19 protein-coding genes are annotated in these 17,895 nt (G+C 46.6%); 16 read left to right on the top strand and 3 right to left on the bottom strand.

Features of this window, described 5'->3' with window-relative positions; all coding sequences use genetic code 11:
* Positions 1 to 5: 5 nt before the first annotated feature.
* The 9 genes from VCHENC03_RS15605 (at position 6) to pgpA (ending at position 7,610) form a co-directional block, all read left to right on the top strand.
* Positions 6 to 1,256, top strand: a complete 1,251-nt coding sequence (locus tag VCHENC03_RS15605) for a glutamate-5-semialdehyde dehydrogenase (protein WP_032802602.1) — start codon at positions 6 to 8, stop codon at positions 1,254 to 1,256.
* Between the two features lie 126 nt (positions 1,257 to 1,382).
* Positions 1,383 to 1,832 carry a transcriptional regulator NrdR gene (gene nrdR / locus VCHENC03_RS15600; protein WP_005424846.1) on the top strand — a complete coding sequence of 150 codons (450 nt, stop codon included), beginning with the start codon at positions 1,383 to 1,385 and terminating at the stop codon, positions 1,830 to 1,832.
* Positions 1,833 to 1,839: 7 nt separating this feature from the next.
* On the top strand, positions 1,840 to 2,964 hold the full coding sequence (gene ribD / locus VCHENC03_RS15595) for a bifunctional diaminohydroxyphosphoribosylaminopyrimidine deaminase/5-amino-6-(5-phosphoribosylamino)uracil reductase RibD (protein WP_009705622.1): 1,125 nt from the start codon (positions 1,840 to 1,842) through the stop codon (positions 2,962 to 2,964).
* An 11-nt stretch (positions 2,965 to 2,975) separates the two neighbouring features.
* Entirely contained in the window at positions 2,976 to 3,629 is a 654-nt protein-coding gene (locus VCHENC03_RS15590; RefSeq protein WP_005440188.1) for a riboflavin synthase, read from the top strand.
* Between the two features lie 158 nt (positions 3,630 to 3,787).
* Positions 3,788 to 4,897 carry a bifunctional 3,4-dihydroxy-2-butanone-4-phosphate synthase/GTP cyclohydrolase II gene (ribBA, locus tag VCHENC03_RS15585; RefSeq protein WP_005440186.1) on the top strand — a complete coding sequence of 370 codons (1,110 nt, stop codon included), beginning with the start codon at positions 3,788 to 3,790 and terminating at the stop codon, positions 4,895 to 4,897.
* Positions 4,898 to 5,066: 169 nt separating this feature from the next.
* A complete protein-coding gene (ribH, locus tag VCHENC03_RS15580; RefSeq protein WP_005440184.1) occupies positions 5,067 to 5,537 on the top strand; it encodes a 6,7-dimethyl-8-ribityllumazine synthase in 471 nt (156 codons plus the stop codon).
* Positions 5,537 to 6,004 (top strand): transcription antitermination factor NusB, encoded by a 468-nt coding sequence (nusB, locus tag VCHENC03_RS15575; RefSeq protein ID WP_005440182.1) that lies wholly within the window; start codon positions 5,537 to 5,539, stop codon positions 6,002 to 6,004. The genes ribH and nusB overlap by 1 nt, the downstream gene beginning before the upstream one ends.
* A gap of 78 nt (positions 6,005 to 6,082) precedes the next feature.
* Positions 6,083 to 7,048, top strand: coding sequence for a thiamine-phosphate kinase (thiL, locus tag VCHENC03_RS15570; RefSeq protein ID WP_009705623.1), 966 nt, complete (start codon positions 6,083 to 6,085; stop codon positions 7,046 to 7,048).
* 58 nt (positions 7,049 to 7,106) lie between these two features.
* Entirely contained in the window at positions 7,107 to 7,610 is a 504-nt protein-coding gene (pgpA, locus tag VCHENC03_RS15565) for a phosphatidylglycerophosphatase A (protein ID WP_009705624.1), read from the top strand.
* 91 nt (positions 7,611 to 7,701) lie between these two features.
* Here pgpA and dxs read toward each other — a convergent pair whose 3' ends face one another.
* The 3 genes from dxs to xseB are packed head-to-tail and all read right to left on the bottom strand — an operon-like array spanning position 7,702 to position 10,736.
* Positions 7,702 to 9,567, bottom strand: coding sequence for a 1-deoxy-D-xylulose-5-phosphate synthase (dxs, locus tag VCHENC03_RS15560; protein WP_009705625.1), 1,866 nt, complete (start codon positions 9,565 to 9,567; stop codon positions 7,702 to 7,704).
* A gap of 20 nt (positions 9,568 to 9,587) precedes the next feature.
* Positions 9,588 to 10,472 carry a (2E,6E)-farnesyl diphosphate synthase gene (gene ispA, locus VCHENC03_RS15555; protein WP_005440174.1) on the bottom strand — a complete coding sequence of 295 codons (885 nt, stop codon included), beginning with the start codon at positions 10,470 to 10,472 and terminating at the stop codon, positions 9,588 to 9,590.
* A gap of 21 nt (positions 10,473 to 10,493) precedes the next feature.
* Positions 10,494 to 10,736: an exodeoxyribonuclease VII small subunit gene (gene xseB / locus VCHENC03_RS15550; RefSeq protein WP_005427560.1), complete on the bottom strand. Its 243-nt coding sequence runs from the start codon at positions 10,734 to 10,736 to the stop codon at positions 10,494 to 10,496.
* 265 nt (positions 10,737 to 11,001) lie between these two features.
* Between xseB and pomA the strand changes: the two genes are divergently transcribed.
* From pomA to rlmM, 7 genes are all read left to right on the top strand, one after another.
* Entirely contained in the window at positions 11,002 to 11,763 is a 762-nt protein-coding gene (gene pomA, locus VCHENC03_RS15545) for a flagellar motor protein PomA (protein ID WP_005440154.1), read from the top strand.
* A gap of 15 nt (positions 11,764 to 11,778) precedes the next feature.
* Positions 11,779 to 12,723 (top strand): flagellar motor protein MotB, encoded by a 945-nt coding sequence (locus VCHENC03_RS15540; RefSeq protein ID WP_005440148.1) that lies wholly within the window; start codon positions 11,779 to 11,781, stop codon positions 12,721 to 12,723.
* Positions 12,724 to 12,923: 200 nt separating this feature from the next.
* Positions 12,924 to 14,372, top strand: a complete 1,449-nt coding sequence (gene thiI / locus VCHENC03_RS15535; protein ID WP_032802606.1) for a tRNA uracil 4-sulfurtransferase ThiI — start codon at positions 12,924 to 12,926, stop codon at positions 14,370 to 14,372.
* Positions 14,373 to 14,893: 521 nt separating this feature from the next.
* The gene (locus tag VCHENC03_RS15530; RefSeq protein WP_009705628.1) at positions 14,894 to 15,814 is read left to right on the top strand and encodes a transcriptional regulator GcvA; all 921 of its coding nucleotides are present in this window, start codon (positions 14,894 to 14,896) and stop codon (positions 15,812 to 15,814) included.
* Entirely contained in the window at positions 15,795 to 16,418 is a 624-nt protein-coding gene (locus tag VCHENC03_RS15525) for an alpha/beta family hydrolase (RefSeq protein WP_009705629.1), read from the top strand. Before VCHENC03_RS15530 ends, VCHENC03_RS15525 begins: the two co-directional genes overlap by 20 nt.
* On the top strand, positions 16,408 to 16,806 hold the full coding sequence (locus VCHENC03_RS15520; protein WP_005440144.1) for a DUF423 domain-containing protein: 399 nt from the start codon (positions 16,408 to 16,410) through the stop codon (positions 16,804 to 16,806). Before VCHENC03_RS15525 ends, VCHENC03_RS15520 begins: the two co-directional genes overlap by 11 nt.
* Positions 16,803 to 17,894 carry a 23S rRNA (cytidine(2498)-2'-O)-methyltransferase RlmM gene (gene rlmM / locus VCHENC03_RS15515; protein WP_020196461.1) on the top strand — a complete coding sequence of 364 codons (1,092 nt, stop codon included), beginning with the start codon at positions 16,803 to 16,805 and terminating at the stop codon, positions 17,892 to 17,894. Before VCHENC03_RS15520 ends, rlmM begins: the two co-directional genes overlap by 4 nt.
* Position 17,895 lies beyond the last annotated feature (1 nt).

The following is a 17,895-nucleotide window of genomic DNA, read 5'->3' on the forward strand; positions in this document are numbered from 1 at the left end:
GCAAAGTGGATTTAACGAATATGGGTAAAGCTGCCAAAGATGCAGCTTTTGAATTGGCGACAGCGTCAACCGCACAAAAAAACCAAGCACTAGCGATCATCGCTGATGAGCTAGAAGCAAATGCAGCAACCATTTTGGCTGCAAATGCAAAAGACATAGAACTCGGCCGTGAAGCGGGTCTAACCGATGCGCTACTAGACCGTCTTCTACTGAACGAAGAGCGTTTAACTGGTATTGCTAATGACGTTCGTAACGTGATCAGCTTAAACGATCCTGTGGGCAGCGAAATTGACAGTAAAGTGCTAGAAAACGGAATGTCTCTGTCTCGTCGTCGCGTACCACTGGGTGTGGTCGGTGTGATTTACGAAGCGCGTCCGAACGTAACCATCGATATCGCAGCACTGTGTCTAAAAACAGGCAATGCAAGCATCCTACGTGGTGGTAAAGAGACGTTCTTCTCTAACATGGAGTTGGTGAAAGTTATCCAATCAGCATTGGCTAAAGCGAACTTGCCAGCAGCTTCTGTACAATACATTGAAAAGCCAGACCGTGAGTTGGTTTCTCAACTGCTTAAGCTTGATGATTACGTTGATATGATCATTCCACGCGGTGGTGCTGGTCTGCACAAAATGTGTAAAGAGAACAGCACAATTCCGGTGATCATTGGTGGTTTTGGTATCAGCCATATCTTCGTTGATGAATCTGCGGATTTAGAGAAATCTTTGAACGTAGTTGAAAACTCGAAAGTTCAACGCCCATCTGCATGTAACTCACTAGACACTTTGCTTGTACATGAAGATGTTGCGGCGCAATTCCTACCAATGATCGTAGAGCGCATGAACGATAAAGTGACTTTCGTGGCTGAGCCAAAGGCAAAAGCACTGATGGCTCAAGCAACACAAATTCGTGATGCAGCGGAAGGTGACTTTGATACGGAATGGCTAAGCTACACACTTGGCGTGAAAGTGGTTGCAGACGTGAAAGAAGCGATTGACCACATGCGTGTTCATAACGCTAGCCACTCTGATGCGATCATGACCAACAGCTTGGTGAACTCTGAATTGTTTATCAATTCTGTCGGTTCTGCAGCGGTTTACGTAAACGCAGCAACACGCTTCACTGACGGTGCGCAGTTTGGTTTGGGTGCTGAAGTGGCGGTATCTACTCAGAAGCTGCACGCACGTGGCCCAATGGGTTTAGAAGAGCTAACCAGCTACAAATGGGTTGGTAAAGCAAACTACCTAGCACGCAGTTAACAGAAACTGTCTGTTATTGATTGAAAAGGGGCTGAGATGCCCCTTTTTGTTTTCTCTAACATAGCAATTCCGCTACACTAGTCTTGCTTTTGGGACTACCCCAATCGCATGCTATTTGGAGGTGATATGCATTGTCCTTTTTGTTCTGAGAACGATACAAAAGTAATTGATTCCCGCTTAGTTGCTGACGGCCATCAGGTTCGTCGCCGTCGCCAATGTTTGGCGTGTAGCGAACGTTTTACCACGTTTGAAACGGCTGAATTGGTGATGCCGAAAGTGATTAAGTCTAACGGCAACCGTGAACCGTTCGACGAAGATAAAATGGTTGGTGGTATTCAACGCGCACTAGAAAAGCGCCCGGTTAGTGCCGATTCAATCGAGCTCGCGATCAGCATGATTAAGTCTCAGTTGCGTGCAACGGGTGAACGTGAAGTTCCAAGTGAGATGATTGGTAATCTAGTGATGGATCAATTGAAAGAGTTGGATAAAGTCGCTTACATCCGTTTCGCATCGGTTTACCGCAGCTTTGAAGATATCCGTGAATTCGGCGAAGAAATTGCTCGCCTAGAAGACTGATTGAATCATGGCTCAACAATCTCTCTCTTCAGAATTTACCCCTCAAGATTTCGAAATGATGTCGCGTGCGCTCAAATTGGCGAAACGCGGCATTTACACCACAGCACCTAACCCCAACGTAGGTTGCGTTATTGTCCGTGACGGTGAGATAGTTGGCGAAGGTCATCATCACCGAGCGGGTGAACCTCATGCTGAAGTTCATGCTATGCGTATGGCGGGTGATAAAGCTGAAGGTGCAACGGCATATGTGACGTTGGAGCCTTGCTCTCACTATGGTCGCACACCGCCTTGCGCTGAAGGGTTAATCAAAGCCAAAGTGGCTCGTGTTGTCTGTGCGATGGAAGACCCAAATCCGAAAGTTGCAGGGCGTGGTTTCCAAATGCTGCGTGATGCTGGGGTAGAAGTTCAGGTTGGCTTGTTAGAAAACGAAGCCATTGAGCTGAACAAAGGCTTCATCAAATTTATGCAAACGGGCATGCCATACGTTCAGTTAAAAATGGCGGCCAGTTTAGACGGACAAAGTGCGCTCAGTAATGGCCAGAGCCAATGGATCACCTCCCCAAAGGCTCGCCAAGATGTGCAGCGTTACCGTGCATTGAGTGGCGGTATTCTCTCAACCAGCAAAACAGTGATTGATGACAATGCATCACTGAACGTGCGTTGGGACGACTTGCCTAACAGTGTAAAAGCGCGCTACCCACAAGATGAAGTTCGCCAGCCTCCTCGTGTTATTTTGGATCGTCAGTTTCAACTTAGCGATGATCTAAAGCTATTCAATACTGACGGTGAGCGTATTATTGTTAGCCAAGGTGGCGATATTGCACCTGAGCTAGATAAAAACGGCCAAGTCGACTTGGCGGCAACACTTAAAGCGGTCGCAAGCGGAACTCATATTAATCATTTGTGGGTTGAAGCAGGGGCGACACTCGCGAGCTCACTAATCAAAGCTAACCTTGTAGATGAACTTATCGTTTATCTTGCGCCTAAGTTGATGGGCAGCGATGGACGAGGTTTGATTGGCGCACTTGGCCTGACTGAGATGGCGCACGTTATCGACTTAACTATTACCGACGTTCGAATGGTGGGTGTGGATATTCGCATCACCGCAACCGTCAAACGCAACCAAAGCTAGAAAGAAGCATTATGTTTACAGGAATTGTAGAAGCAGTTGGCAAACTAACTGCGATTACGCCAAAAGGCGAGGACATCACCGTAACGGTAGAAGTTGGCAAGTTGGATATGGCTGACGTGAAGTTAGGCGACAGTATCGCTACTAATGGTGTCTGCTTGACGGTCGTAGACTTCGGTAGCAACTATTACAGTGCTGACTTATCACTGGAAACGCTGAACAAAACAGGTTTTGCTGCATACCAAGTTGGCGATAAAGTGAACCTAGAAAAGGCCATGTTGCCGACGACACGTTTTGGTGGTCACATTGTTTCAGGCCATGTTGATGGCGTGGGTGTGATTGTTGAACGTAACCAAGTGGGTCGTGCGATTGAGTTCTGGGTAGAGATGCCTGCCGAAATCACTAAGTATGTGGCAGAGAAAGGCTCTATCACGGTAGACGGCATTAGTCTGACTGTGAATGACTTACGTAAGAATGGTTTTAAACTGACGATTGTTCCTCACACCAGTGAAGAAACGACCATCGATCAGTTCCAAGTTGGCCGTAAAGTGAACCTAGAAGTAGACGTATTAGCTCGCTACATGGAACGCTTGTTACAAGGTCAAAAGGAAGAGACGCAAGAATCTCGCATCACGATGGAATTCTTGCAGCAAAATGGTTTTGCTTAAGCGAAGCAGACCATAATCACAGAACGTTATCAGGTTAATTGACTTAATAAAGGTTAGGTTCAAACTCGTTGCTAACTAAAGCCAGCATTCATGCCTAACCAAGACGTTAAACACATTGCTGCTGCAATAATAAATTTTTGAATAACGGGAAACAGAATATGCCTATCAGCACGCCACAAGAAATTATTGATGATATTCGCGCGGGCAAAATGGTCATCCTAATGGATGATGAAGATCGTGAGAACGAAGGTGATTTGATCATGGCTGCCGAGCACATTACGCCGGAAGCTATCAACTTTATGGCTACGCATGGTCGTGGCTTGATCTGTCTTACTATGACTAAAGCTCGTTGTGAAAGCCTAGGTCTTCCGCCGATGGTGCAAGACAACAACGCGCAATACACCACGAACTTTACCGTTTCTATTGAAGCGGCTGAAGGTGTAACAACGGGTATTTCTGCTGCTGACCGTGCTCGCACTGTTCAAGCTGCGGTTGCGCCAAACGCGAAAGCGGCTGACCTAGTGCAGCCGGGTCATATTTTCCCTCTTGCTGCTCAAGATGGTGGCGTTCTAACTCGTGCTGGTCATACAGAAGCGGGTTGTGATTTGGCTCGTCTTGCGGGATTTGAGCCTGCATCGGTTATCGTAGAAATTCTAAATGACGATGGCACGATGGCACGCCGCCCAGACCTAGAAGTGTTTGCAGAAAAGCACGATCTTAAGCTAGGCACCATTGCGGATCTTATTGAATACCGCAATAACACAGAAACAACGATTGAACGCGTTGCTGAGTGTGCGCTACCAACGGAATTTGGCGAATTCACACTTGTGACCTACAAAGACACGATCGACAACCAAGTACACTACGCAATGTGTAAAGGTGATTTAGCGTCTGAAGCGCCGCTAGTTCGTGTTCACCTACAAGACGTATTTACGGATGTGCTTCGCAGCGACCGTAATGCAGAGCGCAGCTGGACTCTTGAGAAGGCAATGAAACGCATCGGCGAAGAAGGTGGTGTATTGGTTGTCCTTGGTAACGAGGAGTCAACAGACCTGCTTATCCATCGTGTGAAAATGTTCGAAGCACAAGACAAAGGCGAAGCGCCAACGTTAGCGAAGAAGCAAGGTACGTCTCGTCGTGTTGGTGTTGGTTCGCAAATCCTTGCTGATCTAGGCATCCACGATATGCGTCTGCTTTCTTCTACTAACAAGAAATACCACGCACTTGGCGGATTTGGTCTCAACGTCGTTGAGTACATCTGCGAATAATTACCAAGCGATCCGTTCCTAGTCGTCAGCTCACTTAGCATAGTGGTGGCTAGGAACTCGTGATTCGTCTCCAATTTCCATTAGATATTGCTCACAAATTTGTGATAGAATCCGGCGATTCTCACTTGATGAACAATTTTCACTTATAAATAGAGTTAAAGGAAAGCTTATGAAAGTGATCGAGGGTGGCTTCCCAGCGCCAAATGCAAAAATTGCTATCGTTATTTCTCGTTTCAACAGTTTTATTAACGAAAGCCTACTTTCTGGTGCGATCGATACACTAAAGCGTCACGGACAAGTAAGCGAAGACAACATCACTGTTGTTCGTTGTCCAGGTGCCGTAGAACTACCTCTAGTAGCTCAACGTGTTGCTAAAACTGGTAAGTACGATGCTATCGTATCTCTAGGTACAGTAATCCGTGGCGGTACTCCACACTTTGATTATGTTTGTAGTGAATGTAACAAGGGTCTTGCACAAGTTTCTCTGGAATACAGCCTTCCAGTAGCATTTGGCGTATTGACTGTTGATACTATCGATCAAGCGATTGAACGCGCAGGAACCAAGGCTGGTAATAAAGGTGCAGAGGCTGCACTAAGCGCACTTGAAATGATTAATGTACTATCTGAAATTGATTCCTAATGGGGGCCAGTGTGAAACCAGCCGCACGTCGTAACGCACGTCAATTCGCGCTACAAGCGATCTATTCATGGCAAATTACTAAAGATAATGTTGCCACGATCGAAGAACAGTTTTTGTCTGGCGACAAATACGATGAAGAAGAACTTCACGCATCTGAGCCTGCACTAGCTGCTCCAGAAACAGACGTAGCTTACTTCCGTGAACTACTAAGCGGTGTTGTACTTAGCCACTCTGAGCTAGATAGCAAAATCCGTCCATACGTGTCTCGTCCAATGCAGGATCTAGACATGATGGAACTTGCTCTTCTTCGCCTTGCTATGTACGAGATGACTCGTCGCGAAGATGTTCCTTACAAAGTGGTAATCAACGAAGCGATTGAACTTGCTAAAGTATTCGCGGCAGAAGACAGCCACAAATTTGTGAATGGTGTGCTAGATAAAGCGGCGCCACACGTACGTAAGAAATAACGATTTCTTCATTAAAAAGGTCAGCACATGCTGACCTTTTTTGTATCAAAAACTTTTACATCAAAAAGTCAGTGAACAATGTCTGGTGAATTCAGTTTAATCGATAAGTATTTTGTTGGGCGTCAAAGCCAGCGTAAAGACGTACACCTCGCTGCAGGTGACGATTGTGCGTTAGTAAAGGCGCCTGCGAATGTGCAGATAGCTATTAGTACCGATACGCTGGTGGCGGGGACTCATTTTCTCGCAGAGGCGAATCCTGCTTGGGTCGCTCACAAAGCGCTTGCCTCTAATATCAGTGATTTAGCGGCAATGGGAGCAACGCCGGCTTGGGTCAGTTTTGCATTGACGATGCCAGAGCCTGACGAAGCATGGTTAGCGCCTTTCTGTGATGCGTTTTTTGACCTAGCTGATTACTTCGGGATTCAGTTAATCGGCGGTGACACGACAAAGGGGCCATTAAGCCTAACCTTGACGGTGCAAGGCTTTGTTCCAGAGGGTAAAGCACTGACTCGCTCAGGGGCAAAAGTCGGAGATTGGGTTTACGTGACGGGTAACCTTGGCGATGCGAAAGCGGGGCTCGATGTTGTGCTCGATAACACATTACGCACTCGAGTTGCTGCGCCAGAGTTAGAAAAAGCACATTATCTCAGTACGCCTCGAGTTTTGGCAGGGCAAGCATTGGTTGGGCTCGCGTCGTCGGCGATTGATATCTCTGATGGTTTGATATCTGATATTAAGCACATTCTTAAGCGCTCTGAGGTTGGAGTCAGTTTGGATGTTTCCCAACTGCCAATATCTTCAGAATTGGTTCAGTTTTTAGATGATAAGGTGAGCGCGCAGCAGTATGCTTTATCCAGTGGTGAAGAATACGAACTGTGCTTTACCGTGCCAGAGCAAAACCATGGCTCACTACAAAGTGCTTTGTCGCACACTGGGTGTAAAGTAACGTGCATTGGCCAGATACGACCAAAAGGTACGTTTGAGCTGCATGATAACAATCAACCTCTTGATTGGGATCTCAGTGGCTTTGACCACTTCAAATGATCTGAGCTAGGCTCTAGCCTAAGATTGAAACCAAACTCGCAGTATAGGTTTAAAGGAAATGACCAACCCTCTCTCTCTGATTTCATTAAAGAACCCGTGGCACTTATTAGCGACAGGTTTTGGTAGCGGCTTATCGCCTGTTGTTCCCGGCACTATGGGGACGCTTGCGGCGGTTCCATTGTTCTTGTTGCTTGCTCAATTGCCTTTCCCTGCTTATGTGGTTGTTGTGCTTGTCTCTTGTTTGGTTGGCATTAAAATTTGTCAGGTGACATCCGATGATATGGGTGTGCACGACCATGGTTCGATCGTGTGGGATGAATTTGCAGGTTTTTGGATCACCATGAGTTTAGTACCTGCATTGAATATTCCGCTAACAGAGTGGAAATGGTTACTCACCGGTTTCATCTTGTTCCGCTTCTTTGACATGGTAAAACCGTGGCCAATCGGTTGGTTAGACAAACGTGTTCATGGCGGCTTAGGTATCATGATTGATGATATCGTGGCAGGCATTATGGCGGGCATCGCGCTGTTCTTAGTGGCGAAATACGCAGGTTGGATGTAATACTTATCTTTAAAGATCTAAAAGTGACAGATAAACAAAAGGGATGCCACGGCATCCCTTTTCTGTGTTTACTTCGTTGTGTTAGGTTCGCTTACTTGGCTAAGTAATCGTTGATCGACTTCTCGATGCCTTTTGCATCTAAGCCAAGCTCTTCATGTAGCTCGTCTTGTGTGCCTTGAGGAACGAAGCGATCTGGCAAGCCAAGGTTGAGTACTGGCTTGATGATCTTATCTTTCATCATAAACTCAATCACACCCGCGCCAGCACCACCTGCAATCGCGTTTTCTTCTAGCGTAACCAGAACATCGTGCTCAACGGCTAGTTGACGAATCAAGGCTTCATCAAGTGGTTTTACAAAGCGCATGTCTGCTACCGTTGCGTTTAGGTTTTCAGCCGCTTCTAGCGCGTTACCTAAGAAGGTACCGAAGCTTAGAATCGCCACTTTTTCACCTTTACGAACGATACGACCTTTACCGATTTCAAGTGCAGTGAAGTCTTTTTCGATTTCTGTGCCCATACCGCTACCGCGTGGGTAACGAACGGCGCTTGGACCTGTGTGCTTATGACCTGTGTACAGCATTTGACGGCATTCGTTTTCGTCACTTGGTGCCATGATCACCATGTTCGGAATACAACGCATAAAGCTTAAGTCGAACGCACCTTGGTGAGTTTGACCATCTGCACCAACCAGACCAGCACGGTCGATAGCGAACATCACCGGCAAGTCCATAATCGCAACATCGTGGATCAGTTGATCATAACCACGCTGTAGGAAGGTTGAGTAGATCGCAACGATTGGGCTATCACCTGCGATCGCCATACCAGTAGCAAGCGTCACCGCGTGTTGCTCTGCGATGGCAACATCGAAGTATTGGCTTGGGTACTCTTTCGAGAAACGCACCATGCCAGAGCCTTCACGCATCGCTGGTGTGATTGCCATTAGCTTAGGATCTTGAGCTGCCATATCACATAGGAAATCACCAAAGATCTTAGAGAAGGTCGGCTTACCGCCGCTGCTCTTAGGTAGGCTGCTGTGTGATGGGTCAAATTTTGGTACGCCGTGGTAGCCGATCGGATCCTTCTCCGCTGGCTCATAACCTTTACCTTTCTTGGTCATGATGTGCAGGAATTGAGGTCCTTTTAGCTCACGCATGTTTTTCAGCGTTTTGACGAGCTCATTCACATCATGGCCGTCGATTGGGCCGATGTAGTTAAAGCCAAGCTCTTCAAATAGAGTTCCTGGTACCACCATGCCTTTTAGATGCTCTTCAGTACGACGCACCAACTCTTTAATTGGTGGAACGCCAGACAGCACTTTCTTACCGCCTTCACGGATAGAAGTGTACAAGCTGCCAGAAAGCACTTTAGCAAGATGGTTGTTCAGCGCGCCGACGTTTTCTGAGATCGACATTTCGTTGTCGTTCAGAATCACTAGCATGTCCGGATGAACGTCACCAGCATGGTTCATGGCTTCGAATGCCATACCTGCTGTGATTGCACCATCACCAATCACACTCACGACTTTACGACCTTCACCTTCTTTTTGCGCACTGATGGCCATGCCAAGACCAGCACTGATAGAAGTAGAGGAGTGACCAACAGAAAGGGTGTCGTATTCGCTCTCTTCACGCCATGGGAATGGGTGAAGACCGTCTTTCTGACGGATAGTTGGCATCTGATCACGACGACCAGTGAGAATCTTGTGTGGGTAAGCCTGATGGCCCACGTCCCAGATCAACTGGTCAACCGGGGTGTTGTAAACATAGTGCAGAGCTACAGTTAGCTCTACCGTGCCTAAGCCAGACGCTAAGTGTCCGCTAGACTGACTCACTGAATTTAGCAGATACGTGCGTAGTTCATCGCACAAAGTCGGCAATGTTTCTTTCGGAAGAAGACGCAATTCCTCCGGTGTATTTGCTAACGCCAGTGTTGGGTACTTTGAAATATCAAGAGTCATATAAATGCGCGCTTATTGTGTTAGTTCTTGCGCTCGATGACATATCGGGCGAACTCTTCGAGTAACTGAGTATTGTATGGGATTGCTTCCAATGCTTGAAGCGCTTCCTGTAGCAGAGTGTGAGCTTTCTCCATTGCTCCCTCTAAACCCAGCAACGATGGGTAAGTGCTCTTGTTCAGCTCTTGGTCTGAACCTTGAGGCTTACCCAGTGTTTCAGTGTCACTGATGATATCAAGAATATCGTCTTGAACCTGAAACGCCAGACCGATCGCTTTTGAATAACGTTCTAAGTGTGGCAAAACTTCTAGGCCTTTTTCACCAGCGGCTAAAGCACCTAATTTTACCGCACAGTTAATCAGCGCTCCGGTTTTATTGCGATGAATTTCTTCCAAATCTGCGAGAGAAACACGACGATTTTCTGCACCTAAATCCAACGCTTGTCCAAGACACATGCCACTCGCGCCAGACGCTTGCGCCAGTGCCTGTACCATTTTTATACGCTGGCTTTCAGCGTTCGGATTCAGTTCACCTTCTGCAAGGATAGTAAAGGCAAGAGTTTGGAGTGCGTCGCCAGTGAGAATCGCTGTCGCTTCATCAAATTTGATGTGGCAAGTAGGTTGTCCACGGCGCAGTTCATCATCATCCATCGCAGGCAGGTCATCATGGATAAGAGAGTAGGCGTGAATACACTCAACCGCAGAAGCGGGAGTGTCGAGATCTTCTGGCTTACAACCCAGCATTTGACCTGTGATGTAAACAAGAAATGGACGAACACGTTTTCCGCCTAGCAACAGGCCGTATTTCATCGCTTGAATCAGCGGCTGTTCTTGATGAGGCAGTTGCTCCAGCCACAGGTTTAATTGTTGGTTATTTCTTTGTTGATAAGACGTCAATGTCTCTTGCATCACATTGCTCACTACTGATTATTATTCTGACTCAGGGTTGAAGTCACTCAGTGGTGCTTCATCATCTTCGCTAAGAAGAATGCTTACGCGCTGTTCGGCGTCGCTCAGTTTAGTTTGACCAGCACGAGCCAGTGCAATGCCACGTTCAAATTTACGTAGAGCATCATCTAGGGCAAGATCGCCATTCTCTAGTTGATCAACCAAGCTATCTAGCTCTTCAATGGTCGCTTCGAAGGTCATGTTTTCTGGTTTCTTGACCGCCATCTTTTATCTGCCTTAATCAAGCCTCTAATAGAATGCACGCAAGTTACCTTAGCCTACTAAGTTGGTCAAATTTAACCTTACATAATTGTCACAAAATTAGCGCTCAACGGGTCTGATAAGACAATCTCGATCATTTAGTTCGAGCCTAAACGATCATTTTGTGATGTATTGACCAAGATTTTTCTAAAAAAACTGTTCTAGTTGTCGATACAAGTAATAATTCGCCTGACTAGGCAATATTTGAGTATAGCGAGAGGAGTGCTTTGTGGATTTAGCAACCCTAATAGGTTTGATTGGTGGTTTTGCATTCGTCATCATGGCGATGGTGCTAGGTGGCAGCATCAGCATGTTCATCGACGTCACCTCAATCCTAATCGTCGTTGGTGGTTCAACGTTTGTAGTATTGATGAAGTTCACCATAGGGCAGTTCTTCGGCGCAACCAAAATTGCGGGCAAAGCATTCATGTTTAAAGCGGACGAGCCGGAAGACTTGATCGCGAAGATTGTAGAAATGGCAGACGCAGCACGTAAAGGCGGCTTCCTTGCTTTAGAAGAGATGGAAATCAACAACAGTTTTATGCAAAAAGGCATCGACTTGTTGGTGGATGGCCATGATGCCGATGTAGTGCGTGCCGCGCTACAAAAAGACATCGCGTTAACTGACGAGCGTCACACTCAAGGTACTGGTGTATTTCGCGCATTTGGTGACGTAGCGCCAGCGATGGGTATGATTGGTACGTTAGTTGGTCTGGTTGCCATGCTTTCGAATATGGATGACCCAAAAGCGATCGGTCCTGCGATGGCGGTTGCCTTGTTGACCACGCTTTACGGTGCGGTGCTTTCTAACATGCTGTTTTTCCCGATTGCGGACAAATTATCACTGCGACGTGATCAAGAAACGTTAAACCGTCGTTTGATCATGGACGGAGTGCTTGCCATTCAAGATGGTCAAAACCCGCGAGTTATCGATAGTTACCTGAAGAACTACCTCAACGAGGGCAAACGCGCCCTTGAGATTGACGACTAATCTGGAGGTCATCTGATGGATGAAGATAATAAATGTGATTGTCCGCCACCCGGCCTCCCCCAGTGGATGGGGACGTTCGCTGACTTGATGTCATTGCTGATGTGTTTCTTCGTACTACTGCTTTCGTTTTCGGAAATGGACGTACTGAAGTTCAAACAGATCGCGGGGTCGATGAAGTTTGCTTTCGGTGTTCAGAATCAACTTGAGGTGAAGGACATTCCAAAAGGCACCAGCATCATTGCCCAAGAGTTTAGACCGGGTCGTCCGGAACCAACGCCAATTGATGTCATCATGCAGCAGACCATGGACATCACCCAGCAGACGTTAGAATTTCACGAGGGAGAATCTGACCGAGCGGGTGGCACCAAGCGCGACCAAGGCAAGTTAACGGGTGGTCAATCACCAGAAACGTCAACGCAAAACAACCAATCGGCGGAATCAGACATGCAACAGCAGCAGTCTGAGCAAACTTCGCAAGAGATGGACACCTTGATGGAAAGCATCAAGAAAGCGTTGGAGCGTGAGATTGAGCAAGGGGCTATAGAAGTCGAAAACCTTGGTCAGCAGATCGTGATTCGAATGCGTGAGAAAGGCGCTTTCCCAGAGGGTTCTGCGTTCTTACAACCGAAGTTTAGACCGTTAGTGCGTCAAATCGCGGAATTGGTCAAAGACGTGCCGGGCATTGTTCGAGTATCAGGTCATACGGATAACCAACCGTTGGATTCTGAACTGTACCGCTCTAATTGGGATCTGTCGTCGCAACGTGCGGTGTCGGTTGCTCAAGAAATGGAGAAGGTTAGGGGATTCTCGCATCAACGCTTACGTGTGCGTGGCATGGCGGATACTGAACCATTGGCTCCAAACGATTCTGATGCAAACCGAGCGCTAAACCGCCGCGTAGAAATCAGCATCATGCAAGGCGAGCCACTCTACAGTGAAGAAGTGCCAGTAATTCAATAACCGAACATTTGTTCTTATACTAAAAGCGAGCGTTGGCTCGCTTTTTTTGTCTTTCCATTTCGCTTGGGTGTATAATCTTGCGCCTTTAAAAGTGAGCTCACAAAGCTGGGTGTGAACAACTCATGATGTTGTTGCGTATGAACACCTAGTGCGGAGTTATCACTCATTGTTGATTGCGAACCTAACCTGCGAACTAGACTATGAAATTTATTGTAAAGCCCCATCCAGAAATTTTTGTAAAAAGTGAATCTGTGCGTAAGCGCTTCACAAAGATTTTAGAGTGCAACATTCGTAACATCGTTAAGAGCCGTACGGAATCTGTCGCGGTATTCAACCGTCGTGATCACATTGAAGTGACCTCTGAGAGTGACGAGTTTCACGCTGAAGTTTTAGAAATCCTGACGCACACGCCAGGTATTCACCACATTCTTGAAGTAAAACAAACCGAATTCAAAGACTTGCACGATATCTTCGAGCAAGTGTTGGAGCTAAGCGGTTCACTGATCGAAGGTAAAACTTTCGTTGTGCGCGCTAAGCGTCGCGGTAAGCACGATTTTACTTCTATTGAACTAGAGCGTTACGTAGGTGGCGGTCTTAACCAAGCGGTAGAAAGCGCTCGAGTTAAGCTAAGCAAGCCAGACGTAACGATCAACGTTGAAGTGACTAACGACAAGCTAAACCAAGTGTTGGCGCGTCATAAAGGTCTAGGTGGTTTCCCACTAGGTACGCAAGAAGACGTACTAAGCCTTATCTCAGGTGGTTTCGACTCTGGTGTTTCAAGCTACCTACACATCAAACGTGGTTCAAAAGTACATTACTGTTTCTTTAACCTAGGTGGTCCAGCACACGAAATCGGTGTTAAGCAGGTTTCTCACTACCTATGGAACAAATACGGTTCTTCAGCAAAAGTACGTTTCATCTCAGTTGATTTCGAACCAGTAGTGGCAGAAATCCTAGAGAAAGTTGATGACGGCCAAATGGGCGTGATTCTGAAGCGTATGTTCATGCGTGCAGCAGGCATGATCGCTCAGAAGATGAAGATCGAAGCATTGGTAACCGGTGAAGCGCTAGGTCAGGTATCAAGCCAGACACTAACGAACCTACGCCACATCGACAACGTGACAGACACGCTGATTCTTCGTCCGCTAATCAACTGGGACAAAGAAGACATCATCAACCTAGCGCGTGAAATCGGTACAGAAGACTTTGCGAAGACGATGCCAGAATACTGTGGTGTTATCTCTAAAAAGCCAACTGTGAAAGCGGTGAAAGGCAAGCTAGAAGCAGAAGAAGAGAAATTCGACTTCAGCATCCTTGAGCAAGTGGTTCAAGAAGCTCGCATGATGGACATCCGTGACATCGCAAAAGAATCTGAGCAAGCGGCACCAGAAGTTGAGCAAGTACAAGCAGTAGAAGGCGATGCAATCGTATTGGATATTCGTAGCCCTGAAGAGGAAGACGATAGCCCACTAGAAATCGATGGCGTTGATGTGAAACACATCCCATTCTACAAGCTAGGTACTCAGTTTGGCGATCTAGACCAAGCTAAGACATACCTACTGTACTGTGACCGTGGTGTGATGAGCCGTCTGCAAGCGCTTTACTTGCAAGAACAAGGCTTCAACAACGTGAAGGTTTACCGCCCATAATCGTGTTGTAAAACAGACAGTCACAAAAGCGCAAATTGAGAAATCAGTTTGCGCTTTTTTCGTTTTAGCGCACGCAAAATTATTCTTTGTGAAGTGATAAGATTGACCTCAATCGCATCCTTCGGAATTTGTATTGATATAACGATAATTAATCCGAAATGAGAACGCAAAAGTGATGCTGATGCCATTTTCTGAAGGAAGAAGAAGGTGAGATTTTTTAGATAAAAAAACACCGCCTAATAAGGCGGTGCAAGAAATTTGACAGACAGGTCAAAATAAATACAGGAAGTATCTGTTTTGTCACAGGGAGTGTGGACAAAACATATGGTAGAAATCTACCTAACTCGAAATACGAGTTTGCAAACACAACATCGCAACAACGAAGCCAATTGATTCACAAATGGAATCAAGCCGTTCAGGCTCGTGTTGCGGGATGAAATATAGAATTTATCTGGCTGTTCGGCAACGGACATTTTATAATGTTTCAGATAAAAAAAACTAATCCTACTTGAGGTCCCATAATGTCTCGCAGATTGCCTCCGTTGAATTCGCTTCGCGTTTTTGAAGCGGCTGCTCGTCATCTCAGTTTTACCCGTGCTGCTGAAGAGCTATTCGTTACCCAAGCGGCAGTAAGTCACCAAATAAAAGCGTTAGAAGAGTTCTTATCTTTGAAGCTTTTCCGTCGCCGAAATCGCTCTCTCTTGCTTACCGAAGAAGGGCAAAGTTACTTCCTAGACATTAAAGATATCTTCACTTCGATTGCAGAAGCGACCGATAAGGTATTGGAACGTAGTGAAAAAGGTGCATTGACCATCAGTTTGCCACCAAGCTTTGCTATTCAGTGGTTGGTTCCGCGCTTGGCTGATTTTAACGCGCAAGAACCGGACATTGATGTACGTATTAAAGCGGTAGATATGGACGAAGGTTCACTGACCGATGATGTTGATGTGGCTATCTATTATGGTCGCGGTAATTGGCCTGGTTTGCGTGCCGATAAACTCTACCAAGAGTTTTTGATCCCACTTTGTTCACCTTCGTTACTTTTAGGTAACAAACCATTAGAATCTCTAAGTGACCTTAAATTGCATACCTTGTTACATGACACCTCTCGTAAAGATTGGAAGCAGTTTGCTCGTCAGCACAATATTGAAGGTATCAATGTAAATCATGGTCCTATTTTCAGCCACTCGACCATGGTGCTTCAAGCGGCTGCGCACGGACAAGGTGTAGCACTAGGGAACAACGTATTAGCCAAACCTGAAATGGAAGCGGGACGCTTAATTGCGCCATTTGATGAGGTGTTGGTGTCGAAGAATGCCTTCTATGTAGTGTGTCACGAACAGCAAGCGGACATGGGACGTATCGCAACGTTTAGGGATTGGATGTTGGCCACTGCAAGAAAAGAACAAGAGGAAGTATTGGATGAGCCATTGGATAGTTGAGGGACCTGAAAACGGACCGCTATTTGTTTTTGCTCATGGTGCTGGTGCAGGCATGGAACACGATTTCATGTCTGCCGTTGCCAAAGGATTAGTTGAGCAGGGCATACGCGTGGTGCGTTTTAATTTCCCTTACATGGTTAAGCGAGCGGAAGATGGCAAGAAGCGTCCGCCCGATCGTGCGCCAAAGCTTCTGGAAGCTTATGAAGAAGTGATCACTCACTTTGCTTCTCAACCTATTGTTATTGGTGGCAAATCGATGGGTGGTCGCATGTCGAGCTTGCTTGCCGATAATGAGCTGGTGGCGGGTATTGCCTGTTTAGGTTTTCCTTTTCACCCTCCGGGCAAACCAGAGAAATACAAAGGCGAACATCTGGCCAACATTGAAAAGCCAACCTTAATTCTACAAGGTGAGCGCGATACATTCGGCAAGCGCGAAGAGTTCGATGGTTTTGCGTTGTCAGAGCAAGTGAAAGTGCGCTTTTTGCCCGATGGTGACCACAGCTTTAAGCCACGTAAGAGCTCTGGTTACACAGAAGCAGGCAACATTACCTCGACGGTAGAGCAGTTAGCGGCATTTATTATAGAGGTGTACCGTGAAAAGTAAGTGGTTACTCTCGTTTACTGGTCTTTCTGGCTTAACCTCGGTGGCGTTAGGTGCATTTGCAGCGCACGGTTTGAAAGCTAAGTTATCCCCTTATTTGTTGGGCGTGTTTGAAACCGGCGTTTTGTACCAATTCATCCATACTTTAGCTATCGCATTGTGTGCCATCTTACTGCTGTTGAATTTGGGACAAAAAGCACAAAAGTATTTTTTCATCGCCGCGATTTGCTTTATCATCGGCATCTTTTGTTTTAGCGGCAGTCTTTACGCGCTGGCGCTGACGGGCATTAAGTGGTTTGGACCCATCACTCCTATGGGAGGATTCTTGTTCATGATCGGTTGGTGTCTGTTCTTTTTTGCTGCGTTTAATATCAAAGAGGTCTCCAAGTGAAACAACTAATGCTCTATTGCCGTTCTGGCTTTGAGAAAGAGTGTGCTGGTGAAATTCAGGACAAAGCGACACAGTTGGAAGTGTATGGCTTCCCTCGTGTGAAGAAAAACTCAGGTTATGTTGTCTTCGAGTGTTACCAAGATGGAGACGCAGACAAGCTTGCTAAAGGTCTGGACTTTAGCGCCCTGATTTTTGCACGTCAGATGTTTGCTGTGGCGGCTGAGTTTGAAGCGCTACCAAGCGACGACCGCATCAGCCCAATTCTTGCTGAACTGTCAGAGATCGAAGAATTCCCACGTTGTGGCGATCTGCGCATTGAAACCCCAGACACGAACGAAGCAAAAGAGCTATTGAAGTTCTGCCGTAAGTTCACGGTACCAATGCGTCAAGCGATGCGTGGTAAAGGTCTGATGTGGAACAAAGACAACGCGAAGAAGCCTGTGCTGCACATCTGCTTTGTGGCTCCGGGTCATTGTTACGTCGGTTACTCATACCCGGGCAACAACTCGCAGTTCTTCATGGGTATTCCTCGCCTTAAATTCCCAGCAGACGCGCCAAGCCGTTCTACTTTGAAACTAGAAGAAGCATTCCACGTCTTCATTCCTCGTGAAGAATGGGATGAGCGTTTGGCTCCTGGCATGTGGGGTGTCGACCTAGGTGCTTGTCCGGGCGGTTGGACTTACCAATTGGTGAAACGTTCGATGTTCGTTCACTGTGTGGATAACGGCATGATGGCGGATAGCCTAATGGAAACGGGTCAAATTAAACACCACATGGTGGATGGCTTTAAATTTGAACCAGACCGTAAGAACGTTACTTGGATTGTATGTGACATGGTTGAGAAGCCAGCACGCGTTGCGCACCTTATGGGCCAATGGCTGCTAAAGGGTTGGGCGAAAGAAGCGATCTTCAACCTTAAGCTTCCAATGAAAGGTCGTTACGACGAAGTGCTGCAAGATCTTGAAAACCTAAAAATGTTCCTGATTGAGAACAAGGTGAAGTTCAAGCTGCAAGCTAAGCACTTGTACCATGACCGTGAAGAGATCACGATTCACATTCAGTGTCTGTCTAACATCTCTCCGCACTAAT

The sequence above is a fragment of the Vibrio sp. HENC-03 genome (assembly GCF_000305755.2).
Lineage (GTDB): Bacteria > Pseudomonadota > Gammaproteobacteria > Enterobacterales > Vibrionaceae > Vibrio > Vibrio owensii.

Coding starts and splice junctions, on each gene's coding strand:
- nrdR (WP_005424846.1), top strand. CDS start 1,383: ATGCATTGTCCTTTTTGTTCTGAGAACGATACAAAAGTAATTGATTCC.
- ribD (WP_009705622.1), top strand. CDS start 1,840: ATGGCTCAACAATCTCTCTCTTCAGAATTTACCCCTCAAGATTTCGAA.
- VCHENC03_RS15590 (WP_005440188.1), top strand. CDS start 2,976: ATGTTTACAGGAATTGTAGAAGCAGTTGGCAAACTAACTGCGATTACG.
- ribBA (WP_005440186.1), top strand. CDS start 3,788: ATGCCTATCAGCACGCCACAAGAAATTATTGATGATATTCGCGCGGGC.
- ribH (WP_005440184.1), top strand. CDS start 5,067: ATGAAAGTGATCGAGGGTGGCTTCCCAGCGCCAAATGCAAAAATTGCT.
- nusB (WP_005440182.1), top strand. CDS start 5,537: ATGGGGGCCAGTGTGAAACCAGCCGCACGTCGTAACGCACGTCAATTC.
- thiL (WP_009705623.1), top strand. CDS start 6,083: ATGTCTGGTGAATTCAGTTTAATCGATAAGTATTTTGTTGGGCGTCAA.
- pgpA (WP_009705624.1), top strand. CDS start 7,107: ATGACCAACCCTCTCTCTCTGATTTCATTAAAGAACCCGTGGCACTTA.
- dxs (WP_009705625.1), bottom strand. CDS start 9,567: ATGACTCTTGATATTTCAAAGTACCCAACACTGGCGTTAGCAAATACA.
- ispA (WP_005440174.1), bottom strand. CDS start 10,472: ATGCAAGAGACATTGACGTCTTATCAACAAAGAAATAACCAACAATTA.
- xseB (WP_005427560.1), bottom strand. CDS start 10,736: ATGGCGGTCAAGAAACCAGAAAACATGACCTTCGAAGCGACCATTGAA.
- VCHENC03_RS15540 (WP_005440148.1), top strand. CDS start 11,779: ATGGATGAAGATAATAAATGTGATTGTCCGCCACCCGGCCTCCCCCAG.
- thiI (WP_032802606.1), top strand. CDS start 12,924: ATGAAATTTATTGTAAAGCCCCATCCAGAAATTTTTGTAAAAAGTGAA.
- VCHENC03_RS15530 (WP_009705628.1), top strand. CDS start 14,894: ATGTCTCGCAGATTGCCTCCGTTGAATTCGCTTCGCGTTTTTGAAGCG.
- VCHENC03_RS15525 (WP_009705629.1), top strand. CDS start 15,795: ATGAGCCATTGGATAGTTGAGGGACCTGAAAACGGACCGCTATTTGTT.